12 protein-coding genes and 1 pseudogene are annotated in these 15,571 nt (G+C 71.4%); 6 read left to right on the forward strand and 7 right to left on the reverse strand.

Going from position 1 to position 15,571, the window contains the following annotated elements; translation table 11 throughout:
* The first annotated feature begins 178 nt into the window (after positions 1 to 178).
* The 3 genes from I004_RS0101700 (at position 179) to I004_RS31535 (ending at position 2,915) form a co-directional block, all read left to right on the forward strand.
* On the forward strand, positions 179 to 1,156 hold the full coding sequence (locus I004_RS0101700) for an SPFH domain-containing protein (protein ID WP_028434078.1): 978 nt from the start codon (positions 179 to 181) through the stop codon (positions 1,154 to 1,156).
* A 44-nt stretch (positions 1,157 to 1,200) separates the two neighbouring features.
* Positions 1,201 to 1,464: a hypothetical protein gene (locus I004_RS39765; protein WP_028434079.1), complete on the forward strand. Its 264-nt coding sequence runs from the start codon at positions 1,201 to 1,203 to the stop codon at positions 1,462 to 1,464.
* 170 nt (positions 1,465 to 1,634) lie between these two features.
* Complete coding sequence (locus I004_RS31535) at positions 1,635 to 2,915, forward strand: PP2C family protein-serine/threonine phosphatase (protein WP_037974558.1); 1,281 nt, start codon at positions 1,635 to 1,637, stop codon at positions 2,913 to 2,915.
* Positions 2,916 to 2,965: 50 nt separating this feature from the next.
* Here the strand turns inward: I004_RS31535 and I004_RS31540 are convergent, their stop codons facing one another.
* Together I004_RS31540 and I004_RS0101720 are read right to left on the reverse strand one after the other, a co-directional pair.
* On the reverse strand, positions 2,966 to 3,205 hold the full coding sequence (locus I004_RS31540) for an ANTAR domain-containing protein (protein WP_051344584.1): 240 nt from the start codon (positions 3,203 to 3,205) through the stop codon (positions 2,966 to 2,968).
* A gap of 315 nt (positions 3,206 to 3,520) precedes the next feature.
* Entirely contained in the window at positions 3,521 to 4,390 is an 870-nt protein-coding gene (locus tag I004_RS0101720) for an alpha/beta fold hydrolase (protein ID WP_028434080.1), read from the reverse strand.
* A 367-nt stretch (positions 4,391 to 4,757) separates the two neighbouring features.
* On the opposite strand from I004_RS0101720, the gene I004_RS0101730 reads away from it, so the two are divergent.
* From I004_RS0101730 to I004_RS0101740, 3 genes are all read left to right on the forward strand, one after another.
* The gene (locus I004_RS0101730; protein ID WP_028434081.1) at positions 4,758 to 5,300 is read left to right on the forward strand and encodes an alkyl hydroperoxide reductase; all 543 of its coding nucleotides are present in this window, start codon (positions 4,758 to 4,760) and stop codon (positions 5,298 to 5,300) included.
* A gap of 160 nt (positions 5,301 to 5,460) precedes the next feature.
* A complete protein-coding gene (locus I004_RS31545) occupies positions 5,461 to 6,756 on the forward strand; it encodes a sensor histidine kinase (protein WP_486579658.1) in 1,296 nt (431 codons plus the stop codon).
* A 14-nt stretch (positions 6,757 to 6,770) separates the two neighbouring features.
* Positions 6,771 to 7,463: a response regulator gene (locus tag I004_RS0101740; RefSeq protein WP_028434082.1), complete on the forward strand. Its 693-nt coding sequence runs from the start codon at positions 6,771 to 6,773 to the stop codon at positions 7,461 to 7,463.
* Positions 7,464 to 7,591: 128 nt separating this feature from the next.
* On the opposite strand, the gene I004_RS31550 is transcribed toward I004_RS0101740, so the two are convergent.
* The 5 genes and pseudogenes from I004_RS31550 to I004_RS0101765 form a co-directional block, all read right to left on the reverse strand.
* Positions 7,592 to 9,832, reverse strand: coding sequence for a SpoIIE family protein phosphatase (locus I004_RS31550; RefSeq protein WP_486579724.1), 2,241 nt, complete (start codon positions 9,830 to 9,832; stop codon positions 7,592 to 7,594).
* A gap of 233 nt (positions 9,833 to 10,065) precedes the next feature.
* Entirely contained in the window at positions 10,066 to 10,698 is a 633-nt protein-coding gene (locus I004_RS31555) for a class I SAM-dependent methyltransferase (protein WP_037974794.1), read from the reverse strand.
* A gap of 601 nt (positions 10,699 to 11,299) precedes the next feature.
* Positions 11,300 to 12,052 (reverse strand): annotated as a pseudogene (gene fomD, locus I004_RS31560) (cytidylyl-2-hydroxypropylphosphonate hydrolase); the annotation flags it as partial.
* 98 nt (positions 12,053 to 12,150) lie between these two features.
* Entirely contained in the window at positions 12,151 to 13,545 is a 1,395-nt protein-coding gene (locus I004_RS0101760) for a class II fumarate hydratase (RefSeq protein ID WP_028434083.1), read from the reverse strand.
* Positions 13,546 to 13,648: 103 nt separating this feature from the next.
* Positions 13,649 to 15,346 carry a fumarate hydratase gene (locus I004_RS0101765; RefSeq protein WP_028434084.1) on the reverse strand — a complete coding sequence of 566 codons (1,698 nt, stop codon included), beginning with the start codon at positions 15,344 to 15,346 and terminating at the stop codon, positions 13,649 to 13,651.
* Positions 15,347 to 15,571 lie beyond the last annotated feature (225 nt).

Raw genomic sequence — 15,571 nt, forward strand, 5'->3', positions numbered from 1 at the left:
CGGGCGGTCCCCGGGGCGACCCGGGAGCCGCCGCATCCCGCCGCACCCCCGGCGCACGGTTCCGGCCAGGCCCCCATGCTGGCCGGAACCGTGTTTTCGCGCTAAAGTGATAGCACTTTGCTAGACAGCGAGTGCGGCACCGGCCGCCGCTCGGCGGAAACGGATACGGGGGAAACCCATGTCAGCGCAGGACCCGGCACATAACTCACCGAAGACACCCGACGCGGAGCTCGAACCGCAGGACGTTCCCGAGATGCCCGACCCCGAGGTCCGCGAGGTCGCCGCGCACAGCATCCCCGGCGGCCTCGCCCTCCTCCTCGGCCTGATCGGGTTCCTCCTGGGCGTCGGAGGCATAGTCCTCGGCGGCGGTCTCGCGTCGGGCGGCTCCGTCGGAACGGGCGCGACGCTGATCGTCCTCGGCGTCCTGGTGCTCATCGGCTCGGTGTTCGCGATGTGCGGCCTGAACATGGTCGCGCCCGGCGAGGCCCGCGTCGTCCAGCTCTTCGGGCGCTACACCGGCACGATCCGCACGGACGGCCTGCGCTGGGTCAACCCCCTCACCAGCCGCAGCAAGGTCTCGACGCGCGTGCGGAACCACGAGACCGCCGTCCTGAAGGTCAACGACGCCTACGGCAACCCGATCGAGCTCGCGGCGGTCGTGGTGTGGCAGGTCAAGGACACCGCTCAGGCGACCTTCGCGGTGGACGACTTCGTCGAGTTCGTCGCCACCCAGACCGAGGCGGCCGTGCGTCACATCGCCATCGAGTACCCCTACGACGCGCACGAAGAGGACGGCCTCTCCCTCCGCGGCAACGCCGAAGAGATCACGGAGAAGCTCGCCGCGGAACTGACCGTGCGGGTCGAGGCGGCAGGGGTGAGGATCGTCGAGTCCCGCTTCACGCACCTCGCCTACGCGCCGGAGATCGCCTCGGCCATGCTCCAGCGGCAGCAGGCCGGCGCGGTGGTCGCGGCACGCAAGACGATCGTCGAGGGCGCGTGCGGCATGGTCGAGGACGCCATCACCCGTATCGCGGCTCAGGACTTCGTCGAGCTCGACGAGGAGCGCAGGGCCACGATGGTCAGCAATCTGCTGGTCGTGCTCTGTGGAGACCGCTCGCCGCAGCCGGTGCTGAACACGGGGACCCTCTACCAGTGACCGACCCCCCTGAACGCGACGGGTCCGCGGAGCCCGCGGAGTCCGTGCCGTCCCCGGACGGCACGGACGGCGGGCCCGCGGACGCCCCGCGCGAGAGATCCGGCAGAGCCCAACGGCAGCGCAAGCAGGTGCTGTTGAGGCTCGATCCGGCCATGTACGAGGCGATCACACGCTGGGCCGCCGACGAGTTGCGCTCCACCAACGCTCAGATCGACTATCTGCTACGCAAGGCGCTCTCCGAGGCGCGCCGGCTGCCCCGCAACGCCCGGCCCCATCCGCGCCGGGGCCGCCCGCCGCGGGGAGAGTGAACCGGGCCCTCCCGGCAGCCCCGCACGAGCCCGGCACACCCCGAACAGCGCAGCACGCCTCGCATCCCCGCACCGGCCCCGCCGATACTTCAGGAGAGCAAGCGGTGTCTGCCTGTCTCCGGAGCGGAGGTGCCGTCCCGGCGGGCACCAGGCCGAGGGGAAGGCGCGGAATGGTGTCTGAGAACCCCGACTGGTTGAGCGACCTGCTGGAGTCCGTGCAGGTGGCGCCACCGGTGAGGTCCGTGGCAGTACTCGCGCGCATTCTCAAGGAACAGTTCTCCGCGGTGGACGTGGCCTTCCTGATCACCGATTTCGGAGGGAACGCCGTGGTCCGGCTGACCGGAGCCCCGGAGGAAGGCATCACAGGTCCCCTCGAGAAGCTGACCCTTGAGGGCACCGTCTACGGGAGCGTGATCGTCTCCCAGCAGCCCTGGGTCGGAAGCCCCGAGGAGGCCGGGGAGGGCGCGGACGGGGAGGAGGGCCGCACGAAGGTCATCGTGCCGGTGAGCGACAGGGGCGACTCGATCGGGCTGCTCGAGATGACTCTGCCCGGCCCTCCCGATCACCGGACGCTGGAGCTCCTCAGAGGGGCCGCGCACGCCCTCGCCTACGTCGTGATCGTCAACAGGCGATTCACCGACATCTTCGAGTGGGGCCGGCGCACGACGCGGCTCTCCCTGGCATCAGAGATCCAGCACCGCCTGCTGCCCGACTCCTTCACATGCGACGCGGGCCCCTTCATCGTCGCGGGGTCGCTGGAGCCCGCGACCCACGTCGGCGGTGACACCTTCGATTACACGCTCAACCGCACCGGCCTCTTCCTGTCGCTCACCGACGCCATGGGGCACGACGTGCGCGCCGCACAGCTCGCGTCGGTGGTGGTGGCCGCCATCCGCAACGCCCGGCGCGCGGGCCTCGGTCTCGTCGACCAGGCGGAAGCCGCCAACGCGGCCGTCGTCGAGCACGCCGTGCAGGAGCATCAGGTGGTGATGGACGAGTCCGCCCAGATCAAGCGCGCGCTGGCCGAGCACGGCGCACCGGCCATGGTCACGGGACAACTGCTGTCGGTGGACTTCGACACGGGCCGGACCGCCGTCATCAACGCCGGGCACGTGTGGCCGCTGCTGCTGCGCGACGGCCGGGCCGAGGAGCTGACGCTGCTCGTCGATCTCCCCTTCGGCATCTCCCCGGACGCCTCCTACCGGGTCCAGAGCGTCGATCTGCTTCCCGGCGACCGGCTCGTGCTCATCACCGACGGCATGCTGGAGCCCGAGGGCGAGCACGCGGCTCTGCGGGACCTCATCGAAGAGACAGGGTCGATGCACCCGCGGGAGGCCGTGCGTGCCTTCACGCATTCCGTGCTCGAGCGCACCGATCATGACCCGAGGGACGACGCCACGGTGCTGTGCCTGGAGTGGTCGAGGCCCGCGTGGTCGGGACGCGACGTCTGACCCGTACCTCGTCGCGCCCGCGCGAATCCTGCTCCGGTCTGCCGCGGCCGCTACCGAAGGACGTTGCGCAGCGCGCAGGTGATCGCGGCCCGTATGGCCTCCGGCGGGGACTGGGAATTCTGCTCGGCCACCGCCACCACATTTCCGGCCACTGTATGCAATTCGGTGCCGGAGCTCCTGGCGACGCCGATCAGGATGCCCGCGGCCACCTGTGCCGTGCAGCCGTGTGCCGCCATCAAGACGCCCTGAGCCCGGCAGATCACCTCTTGGCAGGCGACGTTCTCGCGCATGCGATCGACATCGTCCCCAACGTGCTCTGCACAGTTCACAATTGCCCCCCTCTGTGCACAGGAGAAACCCGGTGGCCGGAATGCGCGCCCGATGCCGTGAAGACAATCACAGAGTGTGCCTTCATGGCCACCCTGAGAGTCCTGGGCTTGACTTCCGGGGTGCTTTCTCTCTCAAAGACACCGGAGAAGCAACGCATTGTCCGCATTCGTCCAGGTGTCACCGATCCGGACACCGATCCGGAACTCGCCTGCATCGACGGGAGGTTCGGGCGGGTCCGGTTTCGGGGCGTTCTGACCGAACCGCGCGTCCCGTCGTCAGCCCGCGTCGTCGAGGACCTCACGCAGTTTGCGTGCGAAGGCCTCGGGCTGGCCGGCGTGACCGAACTCGCCGCCGAGGAAGCCGCCGTGGTGGCTGGGGAACACCGTTGCCCGCATTCCGAGCAGCTGTGCCGTCGCCACTGAGGTGCGTCCGGTGAAGGTGTCCCCGGTCTCCTCGCCGACCGCGATCACGATCCTCGTCCGCGCCGCGGCGAGCGCGTCGAGGTCGGGACGGTAACTGCTCACCGCCCAGGCCCGGTCGGAGAGGAGCGGGTCGTCGCGGGAGCCGTCGTCCTCCGCCGGCATCCCGAAGTCGGCGGGATCCGGGACGGGCCGGGCGAAGTAGTCGTCGGTGAACTCACCCTGCCACGACGTCATCGCGATGAAGGCAGCCATGCCGGCGCCCGAGCCCTTGTTCTCGTAGGCGTCCCGGAAGCCGGCCCGTGCGCGCTCGGCGGCCTTCGCGTCGGGAAGCACGGGGATGAGCGGCGGCTCGTGCGCCACGAGCGTGGTCACGTCGCCGGGGTGGGCCGCCACGAGGGCGAGCGCGGTCACCGCACCGCCGCTGCTCGCGAACATCTCCACCGGCCCTGCGCCGAGCGCTTCGATGACGGCGTGCACGTCGGCGGCCTGCGTCGTGGGTACGTGGTCGGACCGGCCGTCCTTGCGGGTGCTTCTGCCCAGGCCGCGCGGGTCGTAGGTGACCACGGTGCGGTCGGGGAAGTGCGACGCCAGGGTGCTGAAGCCGGCGGCCTCCATCGGCTGACCGATCATGACCAGAGGGGGGCGTCCGCCGGCGGTCGGCAGGGGGCCGAGGACGTCGTAGGCGAGGTCGACCCCGGGAGTCTCGAGTATGTGTGCAGTCATGAACGGGCTGACTCCGTGAAGGCCGGGAACTCATCGGGCCCGGTGCCGCTGCCCGGCGTCGGGCCCCCGGCTCGGCCTCGGCGCCCACGGCTCGCCTCGCGAGCGTGCCGTCCCGTCGCCGGGTGACGGTGGGCCTCCGAGGGGACGGACCGGCGACTGTTGTGACCGTTGATCCCTGTGGCACTCTGAGTGCCGGTCAACGCCCCATGTATGACGCACAAGTTGGGCATTTCCCGCGTAAGGAGTGCACGTTGCTCACCGTAAGTGACAGGTTCCCCGGGTTCGGTCCGACGTGCCCCCGCGACTGGGCGCAGGGCGAGGAGACCCCCGCCCACGCCGAGCTGCCGGCAGGGGCGTGAGCGGCGCCATGGCGCTCGACGATCTGAAGTCGGCGCTCCCCGGCTACGCCAAGGACCTCGAACGAAACCTCGGCTCCGTCATGGACGGTTCGCCGCTGACGCAGCAGCAGCTGTGGGGCACAGTGCTGGCGTGCGCGATCGCCTCCCGCTCCGGCATCGTGCTTCGGGCCCTGGAGCCGGAGGCCAGGGAGAAGCTGAGCCCCGGGGCGTACGAGGCTGCCAAGTCGGCTGCCGCGGTCATGGTGATGAGCAACGTCTTCCACCGCACCCGGCACCTGCTCTCCGACCCGGAGTACGGCTCGCTGCGAGCCGGCCTGCGGATGAACATCCTGGGCAACCCGGGCGTGGAGAAGACGGACTTCGAGCTGTGGTCGCTCGCGGTCTCCGCGCTGAACGCGTGCGGGCAGTGCCTCGACTCCCACGAACAGGCGCTGCGGAAGGCGGGCGTGGACCGGGAGACCGTCCAGGAGGCGTTCAGGATCGCGGCCGTCGTCCAGGCCGTCGGCACGACGCTGGAGGCCGAGGCGCAGATCGGGTCCCAGGAGGACTGACGCGTCCGTACCCCGCCGCCCCAGGTCCGGCGGGCGTGGGCGGTGCCGCTCGTCCGGCGCGTCCACCGGAAGTCGCGCCTTCGCCGGCGCCTGTCGTCCGAAAGTCTTCGGACGCCTCCGCCGTCTGCCGGGCCGGCCCTCCCGGCGCTACATTCCGGATGTGCGCCGTACCGCGGGCGACTGGATCGCCGACCTCAGCCTCTTCCTCCTCGCGGCCTGCTTCGCCGTTCTGAGCGCCGAGACGGTCCTGCTCGGGGAGCACCTCTCTCCGGCGGTGCTCCTCGCGGACCAGATCGCCGGCGCCCTGGCCTGTGCGGCGCTCCTCCTGCGGCGGCGGTGGCCGGTCCAGCTCGCCGTCGTCCTGCTGGTGGCGGGAGTGTTCTCGCACTTCATCACCGGGCCGGCGATCGTCGCCGTCTTCACCGTCGCCGCCCGGCGGCCGCTCCGCACGACGGCGTGGATCGCGGCGCTGTGTTTCGTCCCCGTGCCGGCCTTCCTCGCCGGGGGTCCCGATCTGGACGATCCGGCGACCGGCTCCGCGATCACCTACTTCGTGCTGATGGCCGGGACCATCGGCTGGGGTCTGTTCCTGCGGTCGCGGCGGCAGCTGGTGGAGTCGCTGCGCGAGCGGGCCGACCGCGCGCGTACGGAGGCGCGGCGCCAGGCGAGGGAAGACATCGCACGGGAGATGCACGACGTGCTCGCGCACCGGCTGTCGCTGCTGAGCGTTCACGCGGGCGCTCTCGCCTTCAACCCCGCGGCGTCCGCGGAGGAGACCCGCCGGGCCGCCGGGGTGATCAGGGACACCGCCCACGAGGCGCTGGAGGATCTCCGGGAGATCATCGGTGTACTGCGGGCCTCCACGGGCGAGGGGTCCCGTCCACAGCCCGTGCTCACCGACCTGGTCCCGCTCGTGGAGGAGTCCCGTGCGGCAGGCATGCGCGTGCAACTGGACATGGACGTCGCGGTGGAGGACGGCGAGCCCGGGGAGGGCGAGCGCGGCGGCGGTGAGCGAGGGGGCGCCGCCGTCGCACCGGCCGCGGTGGGCCGCACGGCGTACCGCATCGTGCAGGAGGGGCTGACGAACGCCCGCAAGCACGCGCCGGGTTCACCGGTGACCGTGACGGTGACGGGCGGCCCGGGAGACGGGCTGACCGTGCGGCTGCGCAACCCGGTCGAGGCCGAAAGGGACCAGGCCGAACCGGTCGAGGCCGAAACGGACGAGCCCGCACGGGAGTTCGCTCACGGCGACGAAGGGCCCGCCCGGCCCGTGCCGGATGTTCCCGGCGCGGGGCAGGGCCTCGTCGGCCTCGCGGAGCGGACACGGATCACCGGCGGACAGCTCGAACACGCCCTGTCCGGTGGTGAGTTCGAGCTGCGGGCCTGGATACCGTGGGGCGCACGACGCGGCCCGCTGGTGGCTCTCGTGCCGGCCCCCGGCTCCGACCCGACCTGATGCAGAGGCACTTGGTGAACGCTCCGCTGAACGCACCCTCCGCCATCCGCGTACTCGTCGTCGACGACGACCCGCTCGTACGGTCCGGGCTGCGGCTGATGTTCGGCGGCGCGCCCGACATCGAGGTCGTCGCGGAGGCGGCGGACGGCAGCGAGGTGCAGAAGCTTGTCGACGCCCACTCGCCCCACGTCGTGCTGATGGACATACGCATGCCGGTGGTCGACGGGCTCGAGGCCACGGAGGCGCTGCGGCGGCGTGAACACGCCCCGGAGGTCATCGCGTTGACGACCTTCAACACGGACGCACACGTGCTGCGGGCCCTGCGCGCGGGCGCGGCGGGCTTCGTACTGAAGGACACCGCACCGGAGGAGATCGTCCAGGCCGTGCGGAGGGTGACGGCCGGGGAGCCCGTGCTCTCGCCGGAGGTGACGCGCCAGCTGATCGCCCGGGTCTCGCGTGGCGCCACGGACCGCGACGCGCGGGCGATACGGGCACGCGAACAGCTTGAGGCGCTGGGCGAGCGGGAGCGCGAGGTCGCCGTCGCCGTCGGCCGGGGCAGGTCCAACGCCGAGATCGCGGGGGAGCTCTACATGAGTGTGCCCACGGTCAAGACGCACGTCTCCCGCATCCTGACCAAGCTGTCCCTGAACAACCGCGTGCAGATCGCACTCCTCGCGAACGACGCGGGCGGCGACCAGGCGGAGTGACGCGGCCCCCTCCCGCCCCTCGGTGAAGGAGCGGGACGGACGGCCGGAACTCGGCCGACGCCGCGGGTCCGCATCCGTGGAATCCCGCGGCGCCGGAACAGGTCACTATGCCGGGCCCCGAACTGCCGTCAGGAGATCGGCAGTTCGAACCAGACGACCTTGCCCGTCGACAGCCGGGTCGCACCCCATCGCCGCGCGAGCCGGTTCACGAGGTACAGGCCGCGGCCGCCCTCGTCCGTCGCCCGCGCCTGCCGCAGCCGCGGCAGCTGCGGCACGTCGTCGCCGACCTCGCAGCGGAGCGTGTCCGTGCGCAACAGCCGTAGCGTGATGGGACGTTCGGCGTACCGCACGGCGTTGGTGACGACCTCGCTCACCAGCAGCTCGACAGCGTCCGACAGTTCCTCCAGGCCCCAGCGCGCCAGCGCCCGCCGCGCCAGCCTGCGTGCCTGACCCGCCGTCTGCGCACGCGGGTCGAGGAACCAGTACGCGACATCGCTGGGCGCGATGCCGTCGAACCGGGCGGCGAGCAGGGCGATGTCGTCGTCCCGGTCGCCCGGGCCGAGGATGTCCAGCACCTCGTCGCACAGCGGCTCCAGCGGGGCCGAGGCGTCCGGACGCGTCAACCGGGCCGTCGCCGTCAGCTTCTCCCGCAGGTGCTCGATGCCCGTCCACACGTCACGCTGGCGCGACTCGACCAGCCCGTCGGTGTAGAGCAGCAGCGTCGCGCCCGCAGGGGCGTCCAGCTCCACCGCCTCGAAGTCGACACCGCCCACGCCGATCGGGGCGCCCGCTGGTATACGCAGCACCTCCGCACGGCCGTCGCGGTGCAGGAGCACTGGTGGCGGATGACCCGCGTTGGCGATGATGATCCGGTGCGCGACCGGGTCGTAGACCGCGTACAGGCAGGTGGCCATGCGGTCGCTGCCCAGGCGCTGCGCCTGCTCGTCGAGGTGGTGCAGCACCTCCTGCGGCGGCAGGTCGAGTCCCGCGAGGGTCTGAGCGGTCGTACGGAGCTGACCCATGATCGCCGCGGATGTCATGGAGTGGCCCATCACGTCGCCCACGACGAGGGCGACCCTGCTGCCCGGCAGCGGGATCGCGTCGTACCAGTCGCCGCCGACGCGCGCCGTCTCGGCCGCCGGCAGATACCGGCTGGCGAGGTGGCACCCCGTCGGCTGGGGCAACTCGTCGGGAAGCATCGTGCGCTGGAGCTCGTCGGCGATGTACGCCTCACGCCCGTAGAGCACCGCCTTGTCCACGCCCAGAGCGGTGTGCGTGGCGAGCTGCGCCGCGATCAGCAGATCGTCGGGCTCGAACGGGGCACGCTCCGGGCCGCGCATGAAGACGGCGGCACCGATGACTCTTCGCCGTCCACGCAGCGGAGCGAGGATGGCGCGCTGGCCCGAGGGCACATCCGGCCCGGAGCCCAGCAGTTCGGGAAGCGCGTCGCGGGCCGCGGGCGCGTCGGCGAAGACGGGACGCACACCGCGCAGCACCTCTGCCAGCGGACCGCCGGCCAGCACCTCGACGTACTCGGTCGCGCCCGCCGTTCCGTCCGCGACCGCGGAGGGCGAGGGCCCAACGGCGGTACCGGGGCCGGTGGCTGCCTCGCCGTCCGGCTGGGCCCTGCCGTCGGCCGCCGACGCCGCGGCCACCATGGCGTGCGGGTCGTCGGGGATGCGGTCGCTGCGCCGCAGCCGCAGCACCACCGGGCCCGTGGGGCGCTCGTCGCCGACGGGCAGCGGATCGCGAAGGTAGACGAGGATCGCGTCGGAGTACGCGGGCACGCTCGCCCGGCACAGTCCGAGCACGGTCTCGTCCAGGTCCATGCCGCGTGCGATGCGCCGGGTCGCGGCGCCGACGAAGCGCAGCCGGTCGCCGCCCCGGCGCTCCCGCTCGGCGGCGTCGCCGTTCCCCGCGGTCACGTCCTGGGCGGTGGTGTCGGAAGCGGCGGCCTTCGGGGCGGCCGGCGGTACGTCGGCGGCGGTCATGTCGCCGGTGGTCGGATGAGACACGGCACCGCTCTCCGCGGTCGGGGGCTGGGACGGGCCCCGGGAGGACCGCTTTGACGCGGATCCCGGCCCGCCGTGGGACGGTTCGGGGACGGCTCGGCTTGTGCCGCCCCTCCCGCCGGAGCCCCGTGAGGCTTCGGCGGTTTCCTGCTGTGACGTGTGCCCCGCGCCGGGCCTCGGACGCGAACCTGGGCGCACCTGCTCCACTTCCTCACCCCCGGAGCTTGCCCCAGGTGGCGCGCCGCCGCGAGAGCGGTGTGACGCACCTGACGGATCCGCCGTGCCGGCGGCGCCCGCGGAGTCCTCACGCGGGTCGTGCCCACCGGCCCGGACCCCGGGCATACGGCTGGTCGCGATGCCCGCGTCACCGGCGCGGGCGGGTATCCCGGACGGTGCACCGGTGCCCAGGGTGCTCCCGGGCCGCATGTCGGTGGGCGCAGGCGCAGCCTCTCCCGTCGTGGGGGTGCCCACGGGCGGGAGCGGCGGCACTGCTGTGCCGGTCGCAGGCTCTTGGTGCTCCGTCACGCGTTCGGTTTCCATCCATCCGGGGCCGCGCGTCTCACGCGCACGGCGCTCACTGCCTCCGCCCCCTACGGCCGCCGTCGGCACTGCAGGAAGATCTGGATCTCGGGCGGCACATCCGTGCTGGCCGGAGCGTAGGCATAGGCGTCCTCCCCGGCGATCTCGAAACCCGCCTCGCGCACGACCTGGCGCAATTCGTCCCGCAGATAGCCGGATACCCGGATCGTGTTGCCCAGGAACGGCAAAGTGAAGTCATCGACATCCGCTTCCACCATCGACATGGCCATCGGTGCGCCTTCCCGCAGTTGCTGGTGCAGCATGCGCAGCGCGTAGGGAATTTCGGCCCGAGGCAGCATCAGGAGCGAGAAGAAAGCGGCGACACCGTCGAAGGGCCCGAGGTCGTCGTACCTCTCCACCTCGTAGACGTCCATGCGGTGGAATTCGCCGTCGGGCACGTTCCCCTGAGCGAGCTTCACCATGCCGGGGGAGAGGTCGATGCCCGTGACCTGGTGGCCGGCCTCGACGAGCTGGCGCGCGGTCGGAAGCCCGGTGCCGCAGCCCAGGTCCAGCACGTGGGAGCCGGCGGGCAGTTGCTCGGCGAGCCACGCTCCCGCTGCGATCTGCCCCTCCTTGTGAGGAAAGGCCTCGTCGTAGCGATCACCGATCGAGTCGAAAGCGGCGGCCTGCCCCAGCCGGTCCATCGAGTTCCAGTCGAAGTCCTTGTAGGCACGCGCCTTCGACTTCGGGGGACGTCGTTCCCCCTCCGCCTTCGACCAGGGGGCGTCCCCGTGGTTGTCGTCCGTGCTGCTCACGCTCGATCTCCTCTCAGGCCACGCGCCAAATCCCCGAGGGGGGAGGGGAGTTGTTGCAGCAGTGCGCCTACGGAGGTTGATCCTACGTTTGCAGTATGGGGGCGCAGCAAGGGGGAAAGGGAGGTCGAAGCGGGTGCGTGTCGCCCGATAGATCCGGCACATCCGTGCAAGTACGGAACAAGTCGTCCACTGCGGGGCCCGCCGAGGGCTTCCAGGGGCCCGATTGCCACCCGCGAGGGCCGGGGAGTCCGGCTGTCGGAACCATGAGGCGGGGTGTGCACCGGATTCCGGACGCCGCCCGTGCGGGGACGGGGCCCGTTCACGGGTGCCGGTGCCCGTTCCGCCGGAGCCCCGGCGCGGTTGTGTCCGCCGCGGTTCCGACGGTCCCGGCGCCGTTCGCCGCGCTGCCGTTTGACCCGTTCCCGTTGATCGCGGTGCCGTTCGTCCCGGTGCCGTTCGTCGCGTGCCCGGCGGTTTCCGCCCCCGCTGGGGGACGGCCGTCCCAGTCCCGAGGGAGCAGCGGCACCGGCCAGTGCGGGTCCGGTCGCCAGTTCTCCCAGCCGTCGCTGAAGGGCGACGCCCACGACTCGATCTGCTCCACCACCGCGCTCCCGGCGGCCCGCACCCGCTCGGCGAGGCCGTCGTCGACGAGGCCCACGCGCCGGGCCGCCGCGAACTCGTCCTCGTCCCGCCACTCCCAGCTGCGGTCGGGGTAGACGGCGATGTCCAGGAAGTGGTCCTCGGAGTCGATTCCGCCCGGCCAGCGGCGATGCGGCTCCTCAAGGTTCACGTACCAGTTCTTGAACTGCCAGTCCCGCTCCCAGAACAGCCACACCGACCAGGGCTCGTCCGGACGGGCGAGCTTCAGGACCCCCGTGCCGAACCAGCGCGAGAGCACCGTCCTGCGCGGCTTGGTGTAGCGGGTGGCCAGCGGCTCGTGGTGCACGGGCGTGCCGTCCGCGATCTCGGGCTTGACGCAGACGGTGCCCGGCGCCACCCATGCGGCGAGCAGATCGGAGGTGTCGCTGACGACGGTGACGGGACGGCAGATGTGGGGATCCCCGGTGCCGTTGGCGCGGTAGCGCCACAGGATGCGGGTGCCGGGAGCCCAGTACGCGCCGCCCTGCCGCCCGCGCTCGCTGTCACCGTCGGCGCCGGTGACTCCCGTCCCGTGCGCGGCCTGTGTGCCGGCCGTTCCCGCTCTTCCTGCCGCTCCGGGTGCTCCCGCCGTCTCCGCTGTCATGCGCAGATCCTAGGTTGGCGGGGCACCCGCCGCCGTGAGCCGAGGCCCGAATGCGCCACGGCCCGGCGGCCCGTCATGCCATGCATCCTGAGCCCCCCTCAGGGACGGGTCATGCGGAGGACGTCGAGCGCCTCGTCCAGCTCTTCCAGGGTCAGATCGCCCCGCTCCACATGTCCCGCCTCCAGGACCGCCTGCCGGATGGTCTTGCGCTCCGCGAGCGCCTTCTTGGCCACCGCCGCGGCGTTCTCGTACCCGATGTGCCTGTTGAGCGGAGTGACCACGGACGGCGAGGACTCCGCGTACTCGCGTGCCCGTTCCACATCGGCCGTGATGCCGTCCACAGTGCGTTCCGCGAGGAGCCGGGAGACGTTGGAGAGCAGCCGCACCGATTCCAGCAGGTTCTTGGCCATCACCGGCAGCATGACGTTCAGCTCGAAGTTCCCGGACGCCCCGGCGGCCGCGATCGTCGCGTCGTTGCCCGTGACCTGCACCGCGACCATCAGCACGGCCTCGGGGATCACCGGGTTCACCTTTCCCGGCATGATCGAGGAGCCGGGCTGCAGGTCGGGGAGCGCGATCTCGGCGAGGCCGGTGCGCGGGCCCGAGGCCATCCAGCGCAGATCGTTGCAGATCTTGGTGAGGCTCACGCCGATCGTGCGCAACTGCCCCGAGGTTTCCACGAGCGCGTCCCGGGCGCCCTGCGCCTCGAAGTGGTCGCGGGCCTCGGTCACCGGCAAACCGCCGTCCGCGGCGATCCGTTCGACGACGGCCGCGGCGAAGCCGGGCGGGGTGTTGATGCCGGTGCCCACCGCCGTGCCGCCCAGGGGGAGCTCGGCGAGCCGCGGCAGGGAGGCGTGCAGCCGCTCGACGCCGTTGCGGATCTGCGCCGCGTAACCGGCGAACTCCTGCCCCAGCGTGACGGGAGTCGCATCCATCAGATGGGTGCGGCCCGACTTGACGACGGCCGCGAACTCCTCGGCCTTGCCCGTCAGCGATGCCTCCAGCACCTCCAGCGCCGGGATCAGCTCCCGCAGGACCGCGGCGGTGGCGGCGATGTGGATGGAGGACGGGAAGACGTCGTTGGAGGACTGGCTGGCGTTGACATGGTCGTTGGGGTGTACGGGCTCTCCGAGCCGCTCCGAGGCGAGCGTCGCGACGACCTCGTTCATGTTCATGTTGGACGAGGTGCCGGAGCCGGTCTGGAAGACGTCGACGGGGAACTCCTCGTCCCAGCGCCCGTCGACCACCTCTTCGGCCGCCGCACGCACCGCGTCCGCCAACTCGGGCTCCAGCACGCCGAGCTCGCCGTTGACCCGGGCGGCGGCCGCCTTGATGCGTGCGAGTGCCTCGATGTGGGCGCGCTCCAGACGCTGCCCGCTGATGGGGAAGTTCCACACCGCGCGCTGCGTCTGCGCACGCCACTTGGCGTCCGCGGGCACCCGGACCTCGCCCATCGAGTCGCGCTCGGTCCGGTACTCCTGCCTGTCGCTCATCCGTGTGCACCTCCGTACGGCACAGCGTCCCCGCCGCGTGAGGACATTCCCGGCCCTGCCGGGTACCCAGCGACGCGGTGCACAGTGACGCGTTCCGCCGGCGCTACGAGCCCGCGCGCACCGGGATGGAGGTCACGAACGGCTGCGAGGGGCCGGGGTCGGTGAAGAAGTCGTTCCCCTTGTCGTCCACGACGATGAACGCCGGGAAGTCCTCCACCTCGATGCGCCAGACCGCCTCCATGCCCAGCTCCTCGTACTCCAGGACCTCGACCTTCTTGATGCAGTCCTGCGCGAGCCGTGCGGCCGGGCCGCCGATGGAGCCCAGGTAGAAGCCGCCGTGCTCGGCGCACGCCGCGGTGACCTGCGGGCTGCGGTTGCCCTTGGCGAGCATGACCTTCGAGCCGCCCGCGGCCTGGAACTGCGCGACGTAGGCGTCCATGCGGCCCGCCGTCGTCGGCCCGAAGGAACCGGAGGGATAGCCCTCGGGGGTCTTGGCCGGGCCCGCGTAGTAGACGGGGTGGTCCTTGAGGTACTGGGGCATCTCCTCGCCCGCGTCGAGCCGTTCCTTGATCTTCGCGTGCGCGATGTCGCGGGCGACGACGAGCGTGCCGGTGAGCGACAGCCGCGTCTTGACGGGGTGCCGGGACAGCTCGGCGAGGATCTCCGGCATGGGGCGGCCGAGATCGATCCGTACCGCGTCGTCGTTGGAGGCGCCGGCGCCCTCGGTCAGCTGCTCGTCCGTCGTCTCCGGGAGGAAGCGCGCCGGGTCGGTCTCGAGCTGCTCCAGGAAGACGCCCTCGGCCGTGATCTTCGCCTTGGCCTGCCGGTCCGCGGAGCACGAGACCGCGATGGCGACGGGGCAGGACGCGCCGTGCCGGGGCAGCCGCACCACGCGCACGTCGTGGCAGAAGTACTTGCCGCCGAACTGAGCCCCGATGCCGATCTGCTGCGTCAGTTCGAAGACCTGCTGCTCCAGCTCCTTGTCGCGGAAGCCGTGCCCCGCGGCGGAGCCCTCGGCGGGCAGCTCGTCCAGGTAGTGCGCGGATGCGTACTTCGCGGTCTTGAGCGCGTACTCGGCGCTCGTGCCCCCGACGACGATCGCCAGGTGGTACGGCGGGCAGGCGGCCGTGCCCAGCGAACGGATCTTCTCCTCCAGGAACTTCATCATGCTCGCCTCGTTGAGGACGGCCTTCGTCTCCTGGAAGAGGAAGGACTTGTTGGCGCTGCCGCCGCCCTTCGCCATGAAGAGGAACTTGTAGGCGTCGCCGTCCGTCGCGTACAACTCGATCTGCGCGGGCAGGTTCGTGCCGGTGTTCTTCTCGTCCCACATGTTCAGTGGCGCCATCTGCGAGTAGCGCAGATTGAGCTTCGTGTAGGCGTCGTAGATGCCGCGCGAGAGGGCCTCCTCGTCGCCACCGCCGGTGAGGACCTGCTGGCCGCGCTTGCCCATCACGATCGCCGTGCCGGTGTCCTGGCACATGGGGAGCACGCCCGCGGCTGCGATGTTGGCGTTCTTCAGCAGATCGAGCGCCACGAAACGGTCGTTGGCGCTCGCCTCGGGGTCGTCCAGGATGCGGCGCAGCTGTGCGAGGTGTCCGGGGCGGAGGTAGTGCGAGATGTCGTGCATCGCCTCGGCGGCCAGCTTGCCGAGCGCTTCCGGATCGACCTGCAGGAAGGTGCGCCCGTCGGCCTCGAAGGTCCGCACTCCCTCAGTACTCACCAGGCGGTACGGGGTCGTGTCCTCGCCCAGCGGGAGCAGGTCGGTGTACGTGAAGTCCGGTCGGGACGGGCTGGCGGCCATCGTTGGGGTCTTCCTCTCGTACGGCGCGTACGGCTCTCGGCTGGGCACCTCCCGGATCCCCGGCGGAGCGCCGGGGAGAGGACAGGAGGAGAGCGCGTCCATCAGCGTAGAGCGCCGGGACGCGGCCGTGTGGGTGAGGTCAGCCTCAGTGCTTCCCGGCGGTGGACGGAGTGCATTGATGCGCTCGCCGGTCTGGTCGCGATCTATCGCGTTTGGGTAGGCTGC

It is taken from the genome of Streptomyces sp. TAA486 (genome assembly GCF_000426165.1).